This is a genomic window from Erythrobacter dokdonensis DSW-74 (genome assembly GCF_001677335.1).
GTDB classification, from domain to species: domain Bacteria; phylum Pseudomonadota; class Alphaproteobacteria; order Sphingomonadales; family Sphingomonadaceae; genus Erythrobacter; species Erythrobacter dokdonensis.
Genome location: NZ_LZYB01000003.1, coordinates 107,624 through 129,539, shown reverse-complemented (window position 1 = coordinate 129,539; position 21,916 = coordinate 107,624). Strand labels below are relative to the sequence as shown.

Below are 21,916 nucleotides of genomic sequence, written 5' to 3'. Positions count from 1 at the left end.
AGGCTTCGACAGAGCGCCCATTGCGCCCGATCAAGCCTGCTCGAGCTGGCGCTGGCGGCGGTCGCTCGCTGCTTCGAGCAGCGCCGCCTCGATCTCGGCGAGACGTTCGGGAGCCTTGACCTTGGCACCCGTCAGATCGGTCACATAGAATGTGTCCGCCGCCGCCTCGCCATAGGCCGTGATATGCGCCGAATGGACGATCAGGCTGGCCTTGTAGAGTGCATGGGCGAGCCGGTTGAGCAGCGCCGGGCGATCGCGTGCGGTAACTTCGATGACCGTGAAATTGTTCGAGGCATCATTGTCGAACCCGACCCGCGGAGCAACGTCGAAGGCCTTCGCACGGGAATGCGCCAGCGGGCGCGCAGCAAGCTTGGGTACCAGTTCGACCTTGGCCAGCAGCGCGTCGCGGATACCCTTCTTGATGCGCGCGATCTGCGCTTCCTCGCCCAGAGGCTGACCATGCTGGTCCTGCACGAGGAAATTGTCGAAGGCATAGCCGCTTTTCGCGGTGTGGATGCGCGCATCGATGATGTTCCCGCCGGCCAGATGGATCCCGCCCGCCATGCGATAGAACAGTCCGGGATGGTCGGCGGCAATGACATTGACGCGGGTCGCGCCGCGGGTCTCATCCGGCTCGCAGTGGATCGAAAGCTGCTCCTGCGCGGCGCGCGCGGCATCATATTGCAACAGATTGCTGGCGATGATATCTTCGGGCTCCGCGATCCAGTAGGCATCGGCCAGCAGCGCGCCGATTGCCTCGACAAGATGCTCGTGTTCGCCCAGCAGCCGCGCCACCGCCTCTTTCTTCGCCGCCACGCGCTGCGCCCGGCCGGACCCCTTGTGGCCCAGTCGCAGGCGCTCCTGCGCGGCATCGTAGAGTTCGCCCAGCAGCTGGCCTTTCCAGCTGTTCCAGGTGCCGGGACCAACGGCGCGGATGTCGACCGCGGTCAGGATCGCGAGATTGCGCAGCCGCTCGAGGCTCTGCACCTCGGCGACGAAATCCTCGATCGTCTTGGGATCGGTGAGATCCCGCTTCTGTGCGGTGCGGCTCATGAGCAGGTGATGCAGCACCAGCCAGGCGACCAGATCGGTCTCTTTTTCGTCCAGCCCGAAGCGCGGACACAGCCGGTGTGCCACCTCCGCGCCGAGTTCCGAATGATCCCCGCCCCGTCCCTTGGCAATGTCATGCAGCAGCACCGCGACGAACAGCGCGCGCCGCGAGGCCACCTTGGAAATCTCGCGGGTCGCGCGCGGGTGATCGGCGGCAAGCAGCCCGCGCTCGATCTGGGACAGGAGCCCGATGGCGCGGATGGTGTGCTCGTCGACGGTGTAGTGGTGATACATGTCGAACTGCATCTGCGCGTTGACCCGGCCGAAGTCGGGCACGAACCGGCCGAACACGCCCGCCTCGTTCATCCACCTGAGGGCGGTTTCGGGATCCTTGCGGCCCGCCAGCAGATCCAGGAACAGGGCGTTGGCCCGCTTGTCGCGGCGCACCTTGCCATCGATCAGCTTCGCATCGCGGTCGGCAAGGCGCATGGTTTCGGGGTGGACCTCCAGCCCCTCGGCCTCGGCCACCTGGAACAGCTCGATCAGCCGCACCGGATCGGCCCGGAACCAGTCGTCACCCGGTGCGCGCAAGCGTCCGCCTTCGACCATATAGCCCTTGAACACGCGGGGTCGCTGGGTCCAGCCGGCAAAGAAACCGCTGCGGGTGCGCTTCTTCGCGAATTCATCGTCGAGGTGCGCCAGGAACACGCCGGTCAGGCTGCCGACGCGTTTCGCCTGAAGGAAATAGTACTGCATGAACCGCTCGACCGCGCTTTTGCCGGGGCGGTCGGCGAACAGCATGCGCTCGGCCACGGCGCGCTGCAGATCGAAGGTCAGCCGGTCCTCGGCGCGGCCGGTGATGATGTGCATGTGGCAACGCACCGCCAGCAGGAACCCCTCCGCGCGGCGGAAGCTGCGATATTCGTTGGCGGTCAGCAGGCCGACATCGACCAGTTCGGCGGCGTTCTGGACACGGTGGACATATTTGCCGATCCAGTAGAGCGTTTGCAGGTCGCGCAAGCCCCCCTTGCCGTCCTTGATGTTGGGCTCGACGACATAGCGGCTGTCGCCCATGCGCTTGTGCCGCGCGTCGCGTTCGGCCAGCTTCTGGGTCAGGAACTGGCGTTCGCTGCCCTTGGCGACCTCCTGCCAGAAACGCTGGCGCAGTTCCTCGTAAAGCTGCTGGTCGCCCCACACCAGCCGCCCTTCGAGCAGCGCGGTGCGGATGGTCAGATCCTCTTTCGCCATGCGCATCGTATCGGCAACGGTGCGGCTCGAATGGCCGACCTTGAGACCGAGATCCCACAGGATGTAAAGCATCGCCTCGATCACCTGTTCGCACCAAGGCGAACGCTTCATCGGAGTGATGAAGGCGATGTCGATATCCGAATGGGGCGCCATCTCGGCGCGTCCGTAGCCGCCCACGGCAAGGATCGCGAGCCGTTCGGCCCGGGTGCGGTTGGGAACGGGATAGAGGTGCGTGGTGACGTGATCGTGGATCACCCGCAAAAGCTGGTCGGTGAGGAAGGAATAGCCCCCCGTCACCTCGTGACCGGCCGAGGGCGCCACGGCGAGGCGGCGCTCCAGTTCGCAGCGTCCCTCGCCCAGCGCGTCGCGCAGCGCCTTCACGATTGCCCCGCGCGAGGCGGCCCCGTGGGCCTCGTGCAGCGCGGCGATTTCCTCGGCCAGCGCGCGCCGGTCGATGATCGCGCGCTGGCCGGGGACGCGCCTCGGACTCACGTCACACTCACGCGGCAACCGCCTCGCTGCCGTAGCGCGCCTTGACGCTGCGCTTGTCGATCTTCTGGGTGCCGAGGCGGGGCAGCGCCTCCTCGGTGATCCAGATCTGGTGTTCGAGCGGCACCTTGAACGGCGCGATCCGCTCCAGCAGGAAGGCGCGCAGTTCAGCAGGCGTGATCGCCGCACGGCCTTCCTTCATCCGGAAAACCGCCGCCGGCACCTCGCCAAAACGCTCGTCCGGCAGGCCGAAGACCGAACATTCGCCGATGTCGTCATGCGCGTAGATCGCATCTTCCACCTCGATGCAGGAGATGTTCTCCCCGCCGCGGATGATGATGTCCTTCTTGCGGTCGACGATGAACAGGTAGTCGTCCTCGTCGAGATAGCCGAGGTCGCCGGTGCGGAAATAGCCGTTGGCGGTGAAAGCGGCCTTGGTCGCCTCCTCGTTCTTCCAGTAGCCGCGGAAATTGGCGACCGAGCGGATGCAGACCTCGCCCACCTGCCCATTGGAGAGCGGATTGCCGTCATCGTCGAGGATTGCCAGATCGACCATCGGCTTGCTGGCGCGGCCGGTCGAACCGGGCTTGGCGAGATAGTTCTCGTTGAAATTGCCGCAGCCGACCGCGTTGGTTTCGGTCAGGCCATAGCCCAGCAGCGGGAAGCCGCCGGGAAAGGCTTCCTTGATGCGGGTGACATGCTCGACCGGACGCGGCGCGCCGCCTGCGGCAAAGCTTTTGCACTTCGACAGGTCGTATTGCGCGCGGTCGGGATGGTTGGCGATTTCATAGCTCATCAGCGGCACGCCGACGAAATAGGTGACGTTTTCATCCGCCATCAGCCGGATCGCCAGCCCTGCGTCCCACTTGGGCATCAGCACCAGCTTGCGCGCGATCGCGAAGCTCTGGAGAAACAGCGGCACTTCGCCGGTGACGTGGAACAGCGGCACGGCCACCAGCGCGCAGGGCTGATCGGTCATCGGGCCTTCCTGGCTTTCGACATGGACCTTGGCCATCGCGCTCTGGCTGACATAGCTCATCACGCCATGCACGACGCCGCGGTGATCCGACCACGCGCCCTTGGACTTGCCCGTGGAACCCGAGGTGTAAAGGATCGTGGCGATATCGTCCGGCCCGATCTGCCCCAGCATCGCCATTGCCGCGCTGGTGCCCTGCGGCACGGCCCAGACATTGGCGAGGCCTTCGGACGGGGGATTGCCGTGGCTGAAAAGCACGACGCTGGCGCCGTGATCATGGCCCTCGAGGCGGGCGGCGCGGCCTTCGTCGGCCAGCACCAGCTTGCATTCGGCAAGGTCGATGCCATGCGCCAGTTCCTCGCCGCTGGAAAAGCCGTTGAGCAGCGTGGCGCAGCCGCCGGCCATGATGATGCCCATGTAGGCGATCATCCAGTTGGCGGAATTGCGCGCGGCGATCCCGATCCGGTCACCCTTGTGCACCCCGTGAACCGTCACCAGACCTTCGGCCACGCAGGTCGCGGCGCTGTAGGCCTCGGCGAAGGTGAGCCGCACATCGCCATCGACGAGGAAAGGCACGTCGCGATGCTCGTTGCAGAAATGCGCGAAGTAATGCGCAAGGCTCGGCGGGGCACCGGCGAAGGCAGGCATCTCCACCCCGTCGCGGGTGAAGGGCACGGTGGCAAACGGCTGACCCGGAGCGGTGAGCGCGCTGATGATCGCTTCGAGCGCATTGTCCAGCTGGGTGGGCATGCGGTATCCTTTCCTCTCTCTTGTTGGAGAACCGGCGCGCCTGAAGCGTGTCCGGTCATCCGATCCCAGTTCCTGCCCGCGGCCCTGCGCCCCTTCCCCTGCCCCGCGCGCTGTGCCAGAAGCACCCGCGACGAGGGCCATGTCAGGCCCGCCGATACGGCATATCATTGTCAATAAGGGGTTCGCTCCGTGCTGTCACTACTTGCTGCAAGCGGCGTCTCCGATCCGCTCTACTGGTCGGACCTCGGCCTGCGCCCGGGAATCGACCTGGGGTTCTTTCAGCTCCGGTTCTATTCGCTGGCCTACCTCCTCGGCGTGATCTTCGCCTGGTGGCACACCTCGAAGATGCTGAAGCAGCCCGGCGCGCCGATGGCGCAGCGCCATGCCGACGACCTGTTTTTCTACTGCACGCTCGGCGTGATTCTCGGCGGACGGCTCGGCTATGCGGCGTTCTACACCGGCGGGAACACCGGGATTCCTTCCGTCTTCACCGATTTTTCGGGCGAGGGAATCGTCTCGTGGAAACTGCTGCGGCTGTGGGACGGCGGGATGAGCTTTCACGGCGGACTGATCGGCGTGACGGTGGCGATGGCTTTCGTGGCGTGGCGCGACAAGCTGAACTTCATCCGCGTGGTCGATTACGTCAGCGTCGGCGTGCCGATGGGAATGCTGCTCGGCCGACTGGCGAATTTCATCAATGGCGAGCTGTGGGGCCGGGTCTCGGACGCCCCCTGGGCGATGATATTCCCGGGCGCGGGCGAACTGCCACGCCATCCCAGCCAACTCTATCAGGCGGGACTGGAAGGGCTGGCGCTGCTGGTGGTGATGATGCTGCTCTTCTGGAAAACCCGCGCGCGCTATCGTCCCGGACTGCTGGCGGGGGTGTTCACGCTGGGCATGGGAATTTCGCGCTTCGTTAACGAGTTTTTTCGCGAGCCGGACGCACAGTTGGCTGACTTCGCGGCACGAACCGGGCTATCGATGGGGCAATGGCTGACCATACCGCTGATATTGACTGGATTGATTGTCGTGTTCTTCGCGCTGCAGAAGAAACCGCTGGCGACGGGCTCGACCAGCCCGGCCTGACCGGAGGTGCGCGCGTCTGGCGCAGCGCGCTCCGGCTGATCGATCCCGAGGAAGACGTAGCCGCCGAGGCGAAGGCCCGCGCCAGGGCGGAAGCCGAAGCGAAAGCACGGGCAAAGGCGGCAGCAGAGGAACAGGCGCGCCGCGCGGCGGAAGCTGAGGCAAGGGCAGAAGCGGAAGCCAAGGCCAAGGCCGAGGCCGAGGCCGAGGCCGAAGCAAAAGCCCGCCGCGAAGCCGAAGCGAAAGCCAAGGCAGAGGCCGAAGCCGAAGCCGCCGAACGCGCCAAGGCGGAAGCAGAGGAAAAGGCCCGACAACAGGCCGAAGCGCGCGCCAAGGCCAAGGCCGAGGCAAAAGCCAGGGCTGAAGCCGAAGCGAAAGCCAAGGCAGAAGCCCTCGCCCGCGCAAAGGCGGAAGCCGAAGCGCGCGCGCGGGCCATGCGCGAGGAGCGCGAGCGCGCCAAGGCCGAGGCCGAGGCCCGCGCCGCTGCCGAGCGCAAAGCCCGCGAGAAAGCCGCCGCCGAAGCCCGCGCGCGCCGCGAAGCCGAGGCCGCCGAACGCGCGCGCCTTGCAGCAGAAGCAAAGGCGAAGGCCGAAGCAGAGGCTCGCGCCCGCAAGGAAGCGAAGGAAAAGGCGCTCGCCGAGGAAAGGGCCAAGGCCGAGGAAAAGGCGCGTCTCGCGGCCGAAGCCAAGGCAAAGGCAAAGGCAAAGGCGGAGGCCAAAGCACGCGCCAGGGCGGAAGCGGAAGCTGCCGCCAAGGCCGCCGCCGAAGCGGAAGCGCGGCGCAAGGCCGAAGAAAAGGCGAAAGCGGAAGCCGAGGCAAAGGCGCGCGCCAAGGCAGAGGCCGAAGCCCGCAAGAAAGCCGAGGCCGAAGAGAAGGCGCGACTTGCGGCTGAGGCCAAGGCCAAGGCCGAAGCCGAGAAGAAGGCCAAGGCGGAAGCTGCCGCTGCCGAAAAGGCGCGTCTCGAAGCCGAAGCAGCCGCCAGGGCCAAGGCCGAAGCCGAGGCAAAGGCAAGGGCCGAAGCTGAAGCCGCCGAGGCCGCCGAACGTGCCAAGGCAGAACAACAGGCCCGCATCGAGGCGGAAGCCGCCGAACGTGCGAACATCGATCTGGGCAAGACTTTCCGCCGGCTCATCAAGGAGACCGGTCCCATCAGCCTCGCGCAGTACATGGGCGAGAGCAACGCGCGCTACTATGCCAGCCGCGATCCGTTGGGCGATCAGGGTGACTTCATCACCGCGCCCGAAATCAGCCAGATGTTCGGCGAGCTGATCGGACTGTGGTTCGCCGACCTGTGGGTACGCATGGGCAGCCGCAAGCGTATCCACTATGTCGAGCTTGGTCCGGGACGCGGCACGCTGTCGAAGGACGCACTGGCCACTGCCGCGCGCTACGAATTTGCCCCGCAGGTACATTTCGTCGAGACATCACCGACATTGCGCGCGATCCAGCGCGAAGCCTTTCCCGATTGCCACCACCACCACGATCTTTCGACCCTGCCTGACGATGCCCCGCTGCTGATCGTCGCCAACGAGTTCTTCGATGCCCTGCCGATCCGCCAGCTGATGCGCTCGGCTGATGGCTGGTTCGAACGGATGGTCGGGCTCGACGGCGAGAATTTCACCTTTGTCGCCGGCAAGGAACGGATGGACGACATCGTCCCGCCCAGCTGGGTCAAGGCGGCTCAGGGCGCAACCATCGAGACCAGCACGGCCGCCGTTGCGGTGATGGAGGAGATCGCCCGGCGCCTGAAGGAGCAGGGCGGCGCGGCACTGATCGTCGATTACGGCCATCGCGAGCTGGCCTCGGGCACCACCCTGCAGGCCTTGAAGGCACACAAGAAGGTGGATGTCTTCGCCCATCCCGGCGAGGCCGACATCACCGCCCATGTCGATTTCGAGCTGCTTTCGCATGTCGCGCAAGCGAACGGCGCGGACCTGATGGGATTGCAGTGCCAGGGCGAATGGCTGCGCCAGATGGGTATCGATACGCGGCTGGAGGCGCTCCAGCGCCGCAATCCGGGCGAGGCCGACAAGCTCAAGCGCCAGCGCGACCGGCTGGTCGAAGACCACCAGATGGGCACGCTGTTCAAGGTGCTGGGCATCTGCGGACGGCGCTGGCCGTTCGGGGTCGGCTTCGATTAAGGGTAACCGGATGCCCGGTTTGCGCGTATCATCACCCATTCGCCGCTGGAGAATCATTCGATGATGCCGCGACTTGCACTATTTTGCGCGCCGATGCTGGTCGCCCTTTCGCTGGGCGGGGTAGCTGCCCATGCCGCAGAGCCGGTGGCGGGACGCTGGGTGACGGCGGAAAAGGACGGGGTGATCCTGATTGCCCCTTGCGGCAAGGCCGTCTGCGGCACGATCGACCGGTTCCTTGTTCCGCCGCCTGAAGGACCTGACCAGCGTGACATCAACAACCCGGATGCGAAGTTGCGCAACCGCAAGCTGCTGGGCTTGCCGATCCTGACCGGCTTCGTCGCGGATGGCGAGTTATGGCGCGGGCGGATCTATGATCCCAAGAGCGGCCGGACCTACCGTTCGGTAATCCGCCGCAAGGGAGCAAACGTGCTCGAGGTGAAAGGCTGCATCGGTCCGTTCTGCCAGACACAGGTGTGGAAGAAGGTGTCTTGATTGGCGCGGGCTGCGGCCCGTGCCCGCGCGATAATCTCCTCCCGCTTGCAGGAAGGGTCGGGGTGGGCAAAGCCTAGAAGCCGGCCTTCTCCGCCAGCTCTGCTGCCGCCTGCTTCGGGGTCAGCTTCGCTTCATCCTCGCGGTCGACGGCAAGGTTGGCCTCGCGCATGGCCTCGACCGGAATCGCTCCCACCAGCGGCGTGAGCGCCGCGATCACTCCCTCGTCCGCGGCGATCCGGGGCGAGAGCATGATCATTGCGTCATAGCTCGGCAGCGCGCCCTCGGGGTCTTCGAGAACCACCAGCTTGTCGGCCGCGATGCGCCCGTCCGAGGTATAGGCGCTGATCACGTCGGCCTCGCCCGACTGGAGGGCATTATACATGAAGGTCGGAGCAAAGTTGCGGCTTCTGGCGAAGCGCAGCCCATAGGCATCGCGCACCGCGATCCATTCTGGGCGTTCGAAGAATTCGGGGTCCCCGCCCACGGTAAGATTGGGCGCAACCGCGGCAAGATCGGCCAGCGAAGCGACCCGCAGTTCCCGTGCGCGCTCGCCGCGCATGGCGAAGGCATAGGCGTTCTCGAACCCGAGGCGACCCAGCACCCTCACGCCGTTTTCGCGCCACTCCCAGTCGCGGATCGTTTCATACATCGCCTCGCGCCCGGGATTGTCCTTGCGCCCCAGATAATTGGTCCAGATCGTGCCGGTGTAGTCGACCGAGATATCGATGCTTGACGAGGCGACCGCCGAATGCACCACCGCGCTGCCCAGCCCGTCGCGATATTCGACCGCATAGCCCGCCGCCTCCAGCCGCCCGCCAATCAGTTGCGCGAGGATGTATTGCTCGGAGAACTGTTTGGAGGCGATGACGATGCGGCGCTCGTCGTTCCCGGAACCCTGCGCCCACAGCGCAGCGGTGATCCCGATTGCGACCACTGCCATACCCCCGAACGTCTGGAGCCGCGAGCGCCGCGCGAGCCCGACCTCGATCACCCACAACAGGTTGTCCGCCGCCAGCGCCAGCCCTGCGCTGGCGAGGCATCCGGCCAGCACCAGTGCCCAGTTCTGGGTTTGCAGCCCGGCAAAGATCGGATCGCCAAGGCTTGGCTGGCCGATGGTGGTGGCAAGCGTCGCCGCGCCGATCGTCCAGACGCTTGCCGTGCGGATGCCGGCCATGATGAAGGGGGCCGATAATGGCGCTTCGACCAGCGTCAGTTTCTGCCAGCGGGTCATGCCGACACCATCGGCGGCTTCGAGCACGCCCGGGTCGAGATTGGCCTGCGCGGTCACGGCATTCCTCAGGATCGGCAGCAGGGCATAGAGCGTCAGCGCCAACAGCGCGGGCAGGAAGCCCAACGTCGGCAAACCCTCGCCGAACACCGCGCGCAAGGACAGCAGCAGCGGGAAGAACAGCGCCAGCAGCGCCAGCGCGGGGATGGTCTGGACGAGGCTTGCAAGACTGAGCGCGAGGCGCGAGACCAGCGGCGAACGGCTTGCCCACACCGCCATCGGCAGGGCGATCAGGATGGCAAGGCCGATTGCGCTGGCCGAGAGCACGACATGCGCAGCCAGCTTGTCGCCAAGTCCGGGCAGGATATCCCAGATATCGCCCATCAGCGGCGCGTCTCCCCAACGCCTTCGAGCGCGGCGAGTCGTTCGGCCTGCTGGCGCGGGACGGAAACGAGGCCCTGCGCGATTTCTCCCCCCGCTCCTGCAAGCAAGGCGCGCGGGCTCTCGTCGGCCACCAGCGCGCCTGCATCCATCACCAGCACCCGGTCAGCCAGCAACAAGGCTTCGGCCATGTCATGGGTCACCATCACCGTTGTCAGGCCAAGCGTGTCGTGGAGTTCGCGCACCTTGGTCCCGAGCGCATCGCGGGTCAGAGGATCGAGCGCGCCGAAGGGCTCATCCATCAGCAGCAATTCCGGCTCGCCTGCCAGCGCCCGCGCCACGCCGACCCGCTGGCGCTGCCCGCCGCTGAGTTCGTCGGGCATGCGGCTTCCCATCGCCGGTTCGAGCTCGACCAGCTCCAGCAGCTCGGCAATGCGTTTGTCCGGCAGTTTCTCGCCGGTCAGGCGCGGACCGATGGCGATATTCTCGGCCACGCTCATATGCGGGAACAGGCCGATGCCCTGGAACACGTAACCGACCCGGCGGCGCAGGTGCGCAGGGTGCAGGCTCGCCACGTCCTCCCCGCCGAACAGCACCCGCCCTGCAGTGGGTTCGACAAGGGTGTTGACCATCTTGAGCAGCGTCGACTTGCCGGAACCCGAAGCGCCCACCAGCGCGACAAAGCTGCCCGCCGCGATGCTGCATGTCACCCCTGCCACGGCCAGCACATCGCCATAGGCGCGCGCGGCACCTTCGAAGCGCAGCAGGGGATCGCGGGAGGTCATCACCGCCTGTCCTAACGGCGAAACATCACAAGGACCAGCGTCCCCGATTGGCCTTTGTCCGGCGGCTTGCTATGCGCACCCACAGAACAATCATTTCACTCGCAGGACATAAAATGCGCGGCACCCCCGATTTCGACTTCCAGCTTGGCGAAGCGGCCGAGATGATCCGTGAAAGCACCGCGCGCTTCGCCGACGAACAGATCGCGCCGCTCGCGGAAAAGACCGACCGCGAAGACCGCTTCCCGCGCGAGCTGTGGGAGCCGATGGGCGCGCTGGGCCTGCACGGCATCACCGTCGAGGAGGAATGGGGCGGGCTGGGGCTCGGCTATCTCGAACACGTGATCGCGGTCGAGGAAGTGTCGCGGGCCTCCGCCAGCGTCGGTCTCAGCTACGGTGCGCATTCAAACCTGTGCCTCAACCAGATCCGCCGCTGGGGGAATGACGAGCAGAAGGCGAAGTATCTCCCCAAGCTGATTTCCGGCGAACACGTCGGCAGCCTCGCCATGTCCGAAGCCGGGGCGGGCAGCGACGTGGTGTCGATGAAGCTGAAGGCGGATGCCGTCCAAGGCGGCTATGTCCTCAACGGCACCAAGTTCTGGATCACCAACGCGCCCGAGGCCGATACGCTGGTGGTCTATGCCAAGACCGATGGCCACGCCGGATCGCGCGGCATCACCGCCTTCCTGATCGAAAAGGGCGACGAAGGCTTTTCCATCGGCCAGAAGATCAGCAAGGTCGGCATGAAGGGCTCGCCCACCGCCGAGCTGGTGTTCAACGACTGCTTTATCCCCGAAGACCGCGTGATGGGCCCGGTCAATGGCGGCGTCGGCGTGCTGATGAGCGGGCTGGATTACGAACGCGTGGTGCTTGCCGGCTTGCAATTGGGCATCATGCAGGCGTGCCTCGACACCGTGATTCCCTACCTGCGGGAGCGCAAGCAGTTCGGAAAGCCGATTGGCAGCTTCCAGCTGATGCAGGCCAAGGTCGCCGACATGTATGTCGCCCTGCAATCGGCCCGCGCCTACACCTATGCGGTCGCCAAGGCCTGCGACGCGGGGCAGACGACGCGCTTCGACGCGGCAGGGGTGATCCTGCTGGCGTCGGAGAACGCCTTCAAGGTTGCGGCAGAAAGCGTGCAGGCGCTGGGCGGTGCGGGCTACACCACCGACTGGCCGGTGGAACGCTATATGCGCGACGCCAAGCTGCTCGACATCGGCGCGGGCACCAACGAGATCCGCCGGATGCTGATCGGACGCGAGCTGATCGGGGCGGCGGGGTAGAGATGGCCGGTATCTTGCTTTTGTGCAATTTTGTGCTATTTACACGCCATATCACCCACGGTGCTTCGGTGCCGTGGCGCACGGCGGCCCCTGTGGCCGCCGTTGCTTTTTGAGGGGGCTGGATGCGTACTCGGGTCTATATCGACGGGTACAACCTTTATTATTCGTGCCTTAAACGCTCGCCTTATAAGTGGTTGAATGTTCATGCATTGGCAGTCAATCAGCTACCTAAGAATCAGATAGACCGCGTGCGATATTTCACAGCTCGTGTAAGCGCGCGTCCTCATGATCCCACACAGCCACAGCGGCAGGAAACCTACTTCCGGGCGCTCCGATCAGTGCCTGAGGTCGATATCCATTTCGGCCATTTCCTTACACACGAAGTAAGCATGCCCGATGCAGCGGCTTGGAACGCTGGTCAATATCAGCCTCGGCGCGTCATAAAGACGGAAGAGAAGGGTTCGGACGTTAATCTAGGTACGCACTTGTTGATGGATGCGTTTGATGGTCTCTTCGATGTCGCAGTCGTCATCAGCAATGACAGCGATTTGGCTGAACCAATACGGATGGTAAGGCAGCGCTTCGGCAAAGCCGTAGGGTTACTCGGGCATCGATCAGTGCGAGTCAGCGGAAAACTGAAGCCTCTTGTGAGCTTTATCCGATCTTTTCCAACAAGCGCACTTCAAAGCGCACAATTCCCTCATCAAATGACAGACGGGAACGGGACGTTCTCGAAGCCGCCGCAATGGTGAAGTTATGACCGCCCCCATCCTCACCACCAAACTCGACCGCGAGGCGCCTGAGGCCAAGGCCCGCTTTGCGCATAACCATGCCCTCGCACAGGAACTGCGCACCCGCGTGGCCGAAGCCGCATTGGGCGGGCCGCAGAAGCACCGCGAGCGGCATGTCAGCCGCGGCAAGTTGCTGCCGCGCGAGCGGGTGGAGCGGCTGCTCGATCCGGGTTCGCCCTTTCTGGAGATCGGCCAGTTGGCCGCCAACGGCATGTACGAGGGCGACGTCAACGGCGCCTCGATCATCTGCGGGGTGGGGCGCGTTTCGGGTCGCCAGTGCATGATCGTGTGCAATGACGCGACCGTGAAGGGCGGCACCTACTACCCGATGACGGTCAAGAAGCACCTGCGCGCGCAGGAGATCGCGCAGGAAAACCGCCTGCCGTGCATCTATCTGGTCGACAGCGGCGGGGCCAACCTGCCCTATCAGGCGGAGGTCTTCCCCGATCGCGACCATTTCGGGCGCATCTTCTTCAATCAGGCGAACATGAGCGCGCTCGGCATCCCGCAGATCGCCTGCGTCATGGGAAGCTGCACCGCGGGAGGCGCCTACGTCCCCGCCATGTCCGACGAGACGGTGATCGTGCGTAATCAGGGCACGATCTTCCTCGCCGGCCCGCCGCTGGTGAAGGCCGCGACGGGCGAGGAGATCAGTGCCGAGGATCTGGGCGGCGGTGACTTGCACGCCAAGAAGTCTGGCGTGGTCGATCACCTCGCAGAGAATGACGAGCACGCGCTCACCATCGTGCGCGATATCGTCAGCCACCTCGGCGCGAATACCGGCGCGGCGAAGGACGTTGCGCTCAAAGACCCGCGCCCGCCGAAGTTCGACGCGGAAGACCTCTACGCCCTCATCCCCGAAGACGTGCGCGCGCCCTATGACGTGAAGGAAGTGATCGCGCGCCTCGTGGACGGCAGCGAGTTCCACGAGTTCAAGGCGCATTACGGCGCCACCCTCGTATGCGGCTTCGCCCATATCTGGGGGATGCCGGTCGCGATCCTCGCCAACAACGGCGTGCTCTTCTCCGAAAGCGCGCAGAAGGGCGCGCATTTCATCGAACTCGCCTGCCAGCGGCGCATTCCGCTGCTGTTCCTCCAGAATATCAGCGGCTTCATGGTCGGCGGGAAATACGAGGCGGAGGGCATCGCCAAGCATGGCGCGAAGCTCGTCACCGCCGTCGCAACCGCGACCGTGCCCAAGGTCACTGTGGTGATCGGCGGCAGCTTCGGCGCGGGGAACTACGGCATGTGCGGCCGCGCCTATTCCCCGCGCTTCCTGTTCACCTGGCCCAATGCGCGCATCTCGGTGATGGGCGGGGAGCAGGCCGCGAGCGTCCTCGCCACCGTCCACCGTGACGCCGACAAGTGGGACGAGCGCGAGGCCGAGGCCTTCAAGCAGCCGATCCGCCAGAAATACGAGGACGAGGGCAACCCCTACTACGCCACCGCCCGCCTGTGGGATGACGGCGTGGTCGATCCGGTCCAGACCCGCGATGTGTTGGGGCTGGCCTTCGCGACATGCCTTGAGGCACCGATTGCGGAGCGGCCCGCGTTCGGGGTGTTCCGGATGTGAGGAATTCTCAATGGTCGATTTGGTGTTCGTGCCTGCACTCGTTGCCGTCTTGCTCAATAAGGAGCGGGAGAAGGGCTCGCCACTCACCGAGGCCGAGGTGATCGAAATCCGGGACACTTCCGAGGTGATCGCGGCGACACGTGAGCAGCATCTCGAGGTAATCAAGGAGCGTGGTTACTTGGACATCGACCCCGAGAACGTCTGGGAGGCATGGCAGGAAGCGCGTAGAGACTTCGAGGACTTGCATTAATCCCCCACGCTTTCCCTTGCGTAACTCCCCCGGTTGAGGGCAGATGTATGAGCGAGAGAGGGATCAACGCTTGAAACACAACGAAACCCGTAACGTCACGCTGCTGTCGCGCATCGTGAACCGGATCATCCTGTTTTTCTATTGGCAGCGCGGCTGGAAGATCGTCGAACGGTTTCCCGAAGGCGTGAAGAAGTGTGTGATTGCCGGTGCGCCGCACACGTCCAACTGGGACTTCGTGTTCTTCGCAGGGGCCACCAAGCAGGAAAAGGTGCAGCCCAACTTCATGGGCAAGCACACGCTGTTTCAGGGCATGATGAAGAACTTCATGCTCGACATGGGCGGCATCTCGGTCGACCGCACGAAGAAAGCCAACACGGTCGAGCAGATGAAGGTGGAATTCGACCGGCGCAGCGAACTGAACCTCGTCATTGCGGCTGAAGGTACGCGCTCTTCGGATGGCAAGTGGAAATCGGGCTTTTACAATATCGCCCGCGCGGCGGGTGTGCCCATCGTTCTGGCCTACGCCGACAACGCCAAGCGCACGATCGGGTTCAGCCCGCCAATGATGCCGACCGGCAATTACGGCGAGGACCTGCTCAAGATCGCCGATTGGTTCCGCTCCAAGATCCCTGATCTCGATCGCTACATGGTGCTCGAACAGCAGGCGCGCGACATCATCGCCGGCAAGAACGATGTTTGAACTGCTGGCGGTGAATGCCGCCATCCTGATCGTGCTGGTGCTGGCGCAATGGGCGATTTCCGTCCGCATCAATGACGTGAGCTTCATCGACGCCTTCTGGGGGGCGGGCATGGGCATTCTCGCGCTGGCGAGCTGGCTGCATGTCGGCGGCGGGCCGGGCGACCTTGCCACGCTGATCATGCTGATGACCACCGCCTGGGGCTTTCGGCTCGGCATCTACCTGTTCCGGCGCTGGCGCAAGCACGGCGAGGACAAGCGTTATGCCCTGATCCTGAAGAAGGCGCGCGCCGAGGGCCGCTTTGCCAGCGCGGCGCTCACCAAGGTCTGGCTGCTGCAGGCGGTGCTGCTGTTCATGGTGTCGAGCCCGGCGCAGGTCGGCATCCTCGCCAGCGGCGCGCCCGCGCCTATCCCGCCGCTGGCATGGGCGGGCTTTGCCGTGTGGAGCGTCGGCGTATTCTTCGAATGGGTGGGCGACTGGCAGCTTGCCCGGTTCAAGGCCGATCCGGCGAACGAAGGCAAGGTCCTCGACACCGGACTGTGGCGCTACACCCGCCACCCCAATTATTTTGGCGATTTCGCCGCGTGGTGGGGCATCTGGCTGGCCTGCGCAGCGGCCGGGTGGGAATATGCCGCGGCGACGGTCATCGGGCCGATATTCCTCAGCTTCACGCTCACCAAATGGTCGGGCGCGGCGCTGCTGGAAAAGGGATTGGACAAGTCCAAGGGCGACAAATACGCCGATTACAAGCGCCGCACTTCAGCGTTTTTCCCCTGGCCCCCGCGGAACTGATGCGGGTGCAAACCGTCAATCCGTCATGACCTTTCCCTTGTTGCGTCGCACAAAAATCGACGAGCGGCTCTTTAAGCCCGCGTCCGCTTGGCCTATGTTGGCTCGCAACCTGGGAGGTTCGAGCGACATGCCACTGACCGAAACGGCCCGTGAAGCCGAGCGCGAACGTGTCGCGCGCCACGTCCTCGACCTCGTCAAGGAGCGCGGCTCGGAGATCCCGTGGACCGTAGCCATGGCCGAAAGCGGCCTGACCCGTGCCCGGTTCGAGGCGCTTTTCGCCGATTACGACGATCTGTTCGATGCGGTCGCCCAGCTCTGGCTCGCGCCGCATCTGGCGGTCATGGAGGAGGTGCTGGGCAGCGCCCTGCCGCCGCAGCGCAAGATGTACGAATTCTTCCGGCGCCGCTTCGTCATCTCGCAGGGGCGCTTCCGCGAGGACCCGGAACATTTCACCATTCTGTGCGAAATGGGTGCGGCCAATTTCGAAAAGGTGCGCAGCTATGTCGACCTTGCCGATCACTACCTGTGCGAACTGATCGCCGAGGCGCAGGCGGAGGGGTTCTTTGCAGGGCTGGAGATCGACGAGGCGCTGTCCCTGATCAACCAGATGATTTCGAACTACACCCTGCCCGATGCGCTGATCTATCTCGGCGACAAGCTGACCGAAGAGAAGCTGGCACGGATCGTCGATACCATGTTCATCGGCCTGTCGGGTGAAGCAGGTGCGGATTCCTCGGGCGTGAATACGCTCAAGATCGCATCGTCCTGAAGGCGGGCTAGGCCTCGTCCCACCACGCTGTCGAGGGATCATCGCTCCCCCGCGCGCCGCGGCGCAGCAGGCCATCGAACAACCCGCCCGCAAGCTGCATCGTCGCCGGCTGCGAGCGGTTCCAGTCCATTACATAAAGCCGCTCGGCAATGCGCCAGCGCCCTTCACGCTTGACCAGCCGGTCAAGATAGCGCCCGCCGACGACAAGCTCAGTCTCGCCGTCGGGGCCCGGGATGATGTGCAGCGCGACGCAATTGGTTTCGGCCTTGGCGCGCGCATCGCCGGTAAAGCGGATCACCGTGTTCGCAATATTGTGCTGCGTCAGTCGCATCGCGCCGAGGCCCGCCATCAGTCCGGAGATGGTTTCGGCCGGGGGCTTTGCGCCGTCACCGTAATCGATCCGCGAATCAGGGGTGAAAACCTCGGCCAACAGGGCAGCGTCGCAGCGGTCGATCGCCCGGCAATAAAGCGCAAGGGTTTCGGCAATGGCGAGCCGGTTGACAACTTCGTGATTATCCATGGGCGAGATAGTAACGAGGATCGGACCGCACCGACACTCCCACAAGCGCGCAGCCTAATCGCGGCGGAACTGCAGCACGTTGGCGGGCGGCTTTCCCCGTGGAGGGCGCAGGCGCTTTTCGGCCAGCGCATATTTGAGCGCCCCGCCCACCATTGCCGCCGACAGGGCAAGGATGAGTGCCGCCCAGAGCCAGTGCGGCAGGCCTGTCACGGCAGCGATCTGGCCGGTGTCGGACAGAACCTCGCGACCGCCAATCACGGCGTTCTCGGTAAAGAGATAGTGGAAATCACGCAGCATGCTCATCGCCGCCAGCACGCCGAGGAATTGCAGGGTGAAGCGGGTGAGCGCCGGGCCGGCCCGCCAGGCGACCAGTGCAAGGCAGGCGGCGACTAGTGGCAATACGGCAAAGCCGACCGCCGAGCGCACCCAGATGATGACGCTGGCGATGATCGCACCCGCCACCCCCCACAATACCGGTCGCCACAGACGGGGGTGAGCGCTGGCGATGATCAGCAGCGCGCCCGCAAGGCAAGGTGCCAGTGGCCCTCCGGCAGCAATGGCGGCAAAGGTCAGCCCGCCCGCATCAGGAGCAACGCGGCTTTCCGCCACCCCCGATCCGCTGGCAAAGATCATCAGCTGGTGGAACTCCTGCCCCATCGCCAGCGCGCTCAGCCCGTGGCCCATCTCGTGGAACCAGGTGGTGAGGATGACGAAGGGATAGATCAGGTAATTGCCGAAAGGCAGAGCAGGCAACAGCACCACCACCAGCCCCGCCAGCACCAGCCGTCCGGCCTGTTCGGCCTGACTGCCCGGGCGGGTCAGCGACTGCATCGCGGTCTAGTCCGCCGCGTCGGCATCGGGCACCCGGCCCGAGGCATCGACCGCAATCGGGGCCACCTCGCTCGCCCGCGCATCCTCGTCGCGATATTCCTGCAGGATCGACCAGCTCGCGAGGAACAGCCCGGCCACCAGCGGCCCCAGCACGATCCCGGAAAAGCCGAGGAAGCTGATGCCGCCTAGCGTCGTCACCAGGATGATCCAGTCGGGGATACCCGTATCGCGGCCGACCAGGATCGGGCGTAGCACATTGTCGGCCGAGGAGATGACGATGAAGCCGAAAGCCAGCACGAACACGCCCTGCCAGACCGCGCCGGTCACCAGCAGCCACAGTCCGACCGGCACATAAACCGCGCCCGCGCCGATTACCGGCACCAGCGCGAAAATCGTCATCAGCACGCCGAACAGCAGCGCGGATTCGAGCCCGACGAGGAAGAAGGTGACGGCGCCCATTGCCCCCTGAACGAGGCCGACCACGCCCGACCCCTTGATCGTCGCGCGCACGATGCCAAGGAAGCGTTCGGCCAGCCGTTCGGATACCGAACGCTCGACCGGCACGGTGTTGAGCAGCGTGCGCCCGATCCGCTCGCCATCGCGCAGCAGGAAGAACATGACGTATAGTCCGACACCGAAGGACAGCATGAAGCCCAGCGCCCCACTGCCGATCGACACCGCCTGACTGGCAATCATGCCCGCGCTTTCGGCGAGCAGCTCCTGCAGCCTGGTCTGTGCGCTGGAGACATCGGCCCAGCCCGAACGGTCGACGGCCTCCTGTGCTGCCTCTGGCAACATGCCATATATGGTATCGAAGGTCGCAGCCAGATCGACCGGCCGCTCCTGCAGGGCCGAAACCAGCACCAGCGCTTCCTGCACGACCATCGCACCGAGCCACAAGCCGGGCACAAGCACCGCAAAGAAGATCACCAACAGCGAGACGATCGCCGCCGCATTGCGCCGCCCGCGCATTTTCCTCAGCATCCAGCGGTACAGAGGCTGGAACATGATCGCCGCCAGCGCAGCCCACAACAGCGCGGTGGCAAAGGGCCACACGATCACCGCCATCATCATGCTGACCACGGCAAGGATCAGCAGGAAGCTTGCGTGCTGCAACTGGTCTGTGCGGTGCGGCTGCTGGGCCATGGGCGGCGATTTGTCCTTGTAGCGGCTAGACGTCGAGGTTCGCCACGTTGAGAGCATTGTCCTGAATGAACTCGCGGCGCGGTTCGACGATGTCGCCCATCAGGCGGGTGAAGATTTCGTCGGTGACGTCGGCATCCTCGACCTTGACCTGCAGCAGTGCGCGGTTTTCGGGATCGAGCGTGGTCTCCCACAATTGCTCGGCGTTCATTTCCCCCAGCCCCTTGTAACGCTGGATCGAGAGGCCCTTGCGCCCCGCAGCGAAGATCGCATCGAGCAGCTGGGTCGGGCGGCTGATCGACCCGTCAACGGGAATCGCGGTGACCGGCGGGGTGTCCTCGACCTCGCCGGCCAGCGGATCGGCAGGAACGGGCTCGGCCTCGGGTTCCTCAGGCATGTCGCCCGCGCGCACCAGACTGACCGGGGCGGCATAGGTTTCGGCCTGAGCAGCGGCGAGGCTGTGGAGCTTGTGCGCCTCGGTACTGGCGAGAAAGCGCGCGTCGATTTCGTGCACGTCGGTGACGCCGCGCCACAGGCGCTCGAACACCACGGTGCCGTCCTCGCGCCGGGAAGCGGACCAGCGCGCCTCGCGGTCGCCCGCGCCGAGCCGTCCCGCGGCGCGATCCAGCGCGGCGGCCAGCGCATCGCCCGACAGGCCGGGCTGAAGCGCACCGGTCAGCGCCATCTGCTCGACAATGCCGAGATCATAGCGGCGCGGCACGAAGCCAAGCAGGTTTTTCAGGCGTAGCGCGCCATCGACGATCTCGCGCAGGTCAGCCCCCGAACGCGCGCCGCCCTGCGTTTCCAGAACCCGGCCCTGAAGCCCGGCATCGACCAGATAGCGGTCGAGCGCGGCCTGATCCTTGAGATAGACCTCGGAGCGACCCTTGGCGACCTTGAACAGCGGCGGCTGGGCGATGAACAGGTGCCCGGCCTTGATGATCTCGGGCATCTGGCGGTGGAAGAAGGTCAGCAGCAGCGTGCGGATATGCGCCCCGTCCACGTCGGCGTCGGTCATGATGACGATCTTGTGGTAGCGCAGCTTGTCGAGGTTGAATTCGTCGCGGATGCCGGTGCCCATCGCCTGAATCAGCGTGCCGACTTCCTTGGACGAGATGATCCGGTCGAAGCGCGCGCGCTCCACATTCAGGATCTTGCCCTTGAGCGGCAGGATCGCCTGGGTCTTGCGGTCGCGCCCCTGCTTGGCGCTGCCGCCTGCGGAGTCCCCTTCGACGAGGAACAGTTCGGACTTGGCCGGATCGCGTTCCTGGCAATCGGCGAGCTTGCCGGGCAGGCTGGCGACGCTCATCGCGCCCTTGCGGCTCATCTCGCGCGCGCGCCGGGCGGCTTCGCGGGCGGCGGCGGCGTCGATGATCTTCTGGATGATCGCGCGGGCATCACCGGGGTTTTCCTCCAGCCACTCGCTCATCTTCTCACCCATCAGGGTTTCGAGTGGCGAACGCACTTCGGAAGAAACCAGCTTGTCCTTGGTCTGGCTTGAGAACTTGGGGTCGGGCAGTTTGACGCTGACGATCGCGGTCAGCCCTTCGCGCATGTCCTCGCCCGACAGGCTGACCTTCTCCTTCTTGAGCATCCCCGAACGCTCCGCATAATTGTTGAGCGTGCGGGTCAGCGCGGCGCGGAAGGCCGCCAGGTGCGTGCCGCCGTCGCGCTGGGGGATGTTGTTGGTGAAGGCGAGCACGTTCTCGTAATAGGAATCGTTCCATTCGAGCGCGACATCGATGCCGATCCCGTCCTTTTCCGCCGAGACGGCAATGGGTTCGGGGATCAGCGCCTGCTTGTTGCGGTCGAGATATTTGACGAAGGCCGCGATCCCGCCCTCGTAATAGAGATCGTGCTCCAGCACCTCCTCGTGCCGCTTGTCGCGCAAGCAGATGCGCACGCCGGAATTGAGGAACGCCAGCTCGCGATAACGGTGTTCGAGCTTTTCGAAATCGAATTCGGTGACGTTCTTGAAGGTGTCGTGGCTGGCCTTGAAGGTGACGCGGGTGCCCTTCTTGAAGCCATTGGCATCGGCATTGCGGTCGCTCCTGGGGGCATCGCCCTTCACTTCCAGCGGGGCGACCGCATCGCCATGCTCGAAGCGCATCCAGTGCTCCTTGCCCTCGCGCCAGATGGTGAGCTCGAGCCATTCGGACAGGGCGTTCACCACCGAGACGCCCACGCCGTGGAGGCCGCCGGAAACCTTGTAGGCATTGTCGTCCGACGTGTTCTCGAACTTCCCGCCCGCGTGCAGCTGGGTCATGATGACCTCGGCCGCCGAGACACCCTCTTCAGGGTGCATTCCCGTAGGGATACCGCGCCCGTTATCCTCGACCGAAACCGAGCCATCGGGGTTCAATTCGATCAGAACGAGGTCGCAATGCCCCGCCAGCGCCTCGTCGATCGCGTTGTCGGAGACCTCGAACACCATGTGGTGCAGGCCCGATCCGTCGTCGGTATCGCCGATATACATGCCGGGGCGCTTTCGCACGGCATCGAGGCCTTTGAGAACCTTGATCGAATCCGCGCCATATTCGTTGGCGTTGGGCAGTTTTTCGGGGGTCGGATTGTTGGTGTCGCTCATGCCCCATCATATAGGCGGTCGGGACGCGAAACCCAACTATGCGAGGGCTGCTTGCGGCG

The 21,916-nt window shown here is 64.8% G+C and carries 18 protein-coding genes; 10 read left to right on the top strand and 8 right to left on the bottom strand.

Going from position 1 to position 21,916, the window contains the following annotated elements:
* Positions 1-30: 30 nt before the first annotated feature.
* Positions 31-2,790 (bottom strand): [protein-PII] uridylyltransferase, encoded by a 2,760-nt coding sequence (locus I603_RS07095; RefSeq protein WP_068863554.1) that lies wholly within the window; start codon positions 2,788-2,790, stop codon positions 31-33.
* Between the two features lie 7 nt (positions 2,791-2,797).
* The gene (locus tag I603_RS07090; protein ID WP_068863551.1) at positions 2,798-4,513 is read right to left on the bottom strand and encodes a class I adenylate-forming enzyme family protein; all 1,716 of its coding nucleotides are present in this window, start codon (positions 4,511-4,513) and stop codon (positions 2,798-2,800) included.
* Positions 4,514-4,702: 189 nt separating this feature from the next.
* Between I603_RS07090 and lgt the strand changes: the two genes are divergently transcribed.
* From lgt to I603_RS07075, 3 genes are all read left to right on the top strand, one after another.
* On the top strand, positions 4,703-5,599 hold the full coding sequence (gene lgt / locus I603_RS07085; protein ID WP_068863550.1) for a prolipoprotein diacylglyceryl transferase: 897 nt from the start codon (positions 4,703-4,705) through the stop codon (positions 5,597-5,599).
* Positions 5,503-7,737: a class I SAM-dependent methyltransferase gene (locus I603_RS14910; protein ID WP_324613942.1), complete on the top strand. Its 2,235-nt coding sequence runs from the start codon at positions 5,503-5,505 to the stop codon at positions 7,735-7,737. Before lgt ends, I603_RS14910 begins: the two co-directional genes overlap by 97 nt.
* A 93-nt stretch (positions 7,738-7,830) precedes the next feature.
* Complete coding sequence (locus I603_RS07075) at positions 7,831-8,229, top strand: DUF2147 domain-containing protein (protein ID WP_232305282.1); 399 nt, start codon at positions 7,831-7,833, stop codon at positions 8,227-8,229.
* A gap of 73 nt (positions 8,230-8,302) precedes the next feature.
* On the opposite strand, the gene I603_RS07070 is transcribed toward I603_RS07075, so the two are convergent.
* On the bottom strand, positions 8,303-9,841 hold the full coding sequence (locus tag I603_RS07070; RefSeq protein ID WP_068863548.1) for an ABC transporter permease/substrate-binding protein: 1,539 nt from the start codon (positions 9,839-9,841) through the stop codon (positions 8,303-8,305).
* Positions 9,841-10,623 (bottom strand): ATP-binding cassette domain-containing protein, encoded by a 783-nt coding sequence (locus tag I603_RS07065; RefSeq protein ID WP_068863546.1) that lies wholly within the window; start codon positions 10,621-10,623, stop codon positions 9,841-9,843. The genes I603_RS07070 and I603_RS07065 overlap by 1 nt, the downstream gene beginning before the upstream one ends.
* A gap of 113 nt (positions 10,624-10,736) precedes the next feature.
* Here I603_RS07065 and I603_RS07060 point away from each other — a divergent pair, with 113 nt between their 5' ends.
* From I603_RS07060 to I603_RS07035, 7 genes are all read left to right on the top strand, one after another.
* A complete protein-coding gene (locus tag I603_RS07060; protein ID WP_068863544.1) occupies positions 10,737-11,903 on the top strand; it encodes an isovaleryl-CoA dehydrogenase in 1,167 nt (388 codons plus the stop codon).
* Positions 11,904-12,025: 122 nt separating this feature from the next.
* Positions 12,026-12,655, top strand: coding sequence for an NYN domain-containing protein (locus I603_RS14255; RefSeq protein WP_084439952.1), 630 nt, complete (start codon positions 12,026-12,028; stop codon positions 12,653-12,655).
* Between the two features lie 4 nt (positions 12,656-12,659).
* Positions 12,660-14,267 carry a carboxyl transferase domain-containing protein gene (locus I603_RS07055; protein WP_068863542.1) on the top strand — a complete coding sequence of 536 codons (1,608 nt, stop codon included), beginning with the start codon at positions 12,660-12,662 and terminating at the stop codon, positions 14,265-14,267.
* Between the two features lie 10 nt (positions 14,268-14,277).
* Complete coding sequence (locus I603_RS07050) at positions 14,278-14,517, top strand: hypothetical protein (RefSeq protein WP_068863540.1); 240 nt, start codon at positions 14,278-14,280, stop codon at positions 14,515-14,517.
* Between the two features lie 70 nt (positions 14,518-14,587).
* On the top strand, positions 14,588-15,217 hold the full coding sequence (locus I603_RS07045) for a lysophospholipid acyltransferase family protein (RefSeq protein ID WP_084439994.1): 630 nt from the start codon (positions 14,588-14,590) through the stop codon (positions 15,215-15,217).
* Positions 15,210-16,007 (top strand): DUF1295 domain-containing protein, encoded by a 798-nt coding sequence (locus I603_RS07040; protein ID WP_068863536.1) that lies wholly within the window; start codon positions 15,210-15,212, stop codon positions 16,005-16,007. Before I603_RS07045 ends, I603_RS07040 begins: the two co-directional genes overlap by 8 nt.
* 127 nt (positions 16,008-16,134) lie before the next feature.
* On the top strand, positions 16,135-16,776 hold the full coding sequence (locus tag I603_RS07035) for a hypothetical protein (protein WP_068864106.1): 642 nt from the start codon (positions 16,135-16,137) through the stop codon (positions 16,774-16,776).
* Positions 16,777-16,783: 7 nt separating this feature from the next.
* Here the strand turns inward: I603_RS07035 and I603_RS07030 are convergent, their stop codons facing one another.
* The 4 genes from I603_RS07030 to gyrB are packed head-to-tail and all read right to left on the bottom strand — an operon-like array spanning position 16,784 to position 21,857.
* Complete coding sequence (locus tag I603_RS07030; protein WP_068863535.1) at positions 16,784-17,296, bottom strand: nuclear transport factor 2 family protein; 513 nt, start codon at positions 17,294-17,296, stop codon at positions 16,784-16,786.
* A gap of 54 nt (positions 17,297-17,350) precedes the next feature.
* Positions 17,351-18,127, bottom strand: coding sequence for a M50 family metallopeptidase (locus tag I603_RS07025; RefSeq protein ID WP_068863534.1), 777 nt, complete (start codon positions 18,125-18,127; stop codon positions 17,351-17,353).
* A gap of 6 nt (positions 18,128-18,133) precedes the next feature.
* Positions 18,134-19,273 (bottom strand): AI-2E family transporter, encoded by a 1,140-nt coding sequence (locus I603_RS07020; protein WP_086621735.1) that lies wholly within the window; start codon positions 19,271-19,273, stop codon positions 18,134-18,136.
* Positions 19,274-19,298: 25 nt separating this feature from the next.
* Positions 19,299-21,857, bottom strand: a complete 2,559-nt coding sequence (gyrB, locus tag I603_RS07015; protein WP_068863531.1) for a DNA topoisomerase (ATP-hydrolyzing) subunit B — start codon at positions 21,855-21,857, stop codon at positions 19,299-19,301.
* Positions 21,858-21,916: the final 59 nt, after the last annotated feature.

Excerpts from the sequence above, each read along its gene's own strand:
- I603_RS07025 (WP_068863534.1), bottom strand. The coding sequence starts at position 18,127 with ATGCAGTCGCTGACCCGCCCGGGCAGTCAGGCCGAACAGGCCGGACGG.
- gyrB (WP_068863531.1), bottom strand. The coding sequence starts at position 21,857 with ATGAGCGACACCAACAATCCGACCCCCGAAAAACTGCCCAACGCCAAC.
- I603_RS14255 (WP_084439952.1), top strand. The coding sequence starts at position 12,026 with ATGCGTACTCGGGTCTATATCGACGGGTACAACCTTTATTATTCGTGC.
- I603_RS07035 (WP_068864106.1), top strand. The coding sequence starts at position 16,135 with ATGCCACTGACCGAAACGGCCCGTGAAGCCGAGCGCGAACGTGTCGCG.
- I603_RS07060 (WP_068863544.1), top strand. The coding sequence starts at position 10,737 with ATGCGCGGCACCCCCGATTTCGACTTCCAGCTTGGCGAAGCGGCCGAG.
- I603_RS07020 (WP_086621735.1), bottom strand. The coding sequence starts at position 19,273 with ATGGCCCAGCAGCCGCACCGCACAGACCAGTTGCAGCACGCAAGCTTC.
- I603_RS07090 (WP_068863551.1), bottom strand. The coding sequence starts at position 4,513 with ATGCCCACCCAGCTGGACAATGCGCTCGAAGCGATCATCAGCGCGCTC.
- I603_RS14910 (WP_324613942.1), top strand. The coding sequence starts at position 5,503 with ATGGCTGACCATACCGCTGATATTGACTGGATTGATTGTCGTGTTCTT.
- I603_RS07065 (WP_068863546.1), bottom strand. The coding sequence starts at position 10,623 with ATGACCTCCCGCGATCCCCTGCTGCGCTTCGAAGGTGCCGCGCGCGCC.
- I603_RS07040 (WP_068863536.1), top strand. The coding sequence starts at position 15,210 with ATGTTTGAACTGCTGGCGGTGAATGCCGCCATCCTGATCGTGCTGGTG.
- I603_RS07070 (WP_068863548.1), bottom strand. The coding sequence starts at position 9,841 with ATGGGCGATATCTGGGATATCCTGCCCGGACTTGGCGACAAGCTGGCT.
- I603_RS07030 (WP_068863535.1), bottom strand. The coding sequence starts at position 17,296 with ATGGATAATCACGAAGTTGTCAACCGGCTCGCCATTGCCGAAACCCTT.
- I603_RS07050 (WP_068863540.1), top strand. The coding sequence starts at position 14,278 with ATGGTCGATTTGGTGTTCGTGCCTGCACTCGTTGCCGTCTTGCTCAAT.
- I603_RS07055 (WP_068863542.1), top strand. The coding sequence starts at position 12,660 with ATGACCGCCCCCATCCTCACCACCAAACTCGACCGCGAGGCGCCTGAG.
- I603_RS07075 (WP_232305282.1), top strand. The coding sequence starts at position 7,831 with ATGCTGGTCGCCCTTTCGCTGGGCGGGGTAGCTGCCCATGCCGCAGAG.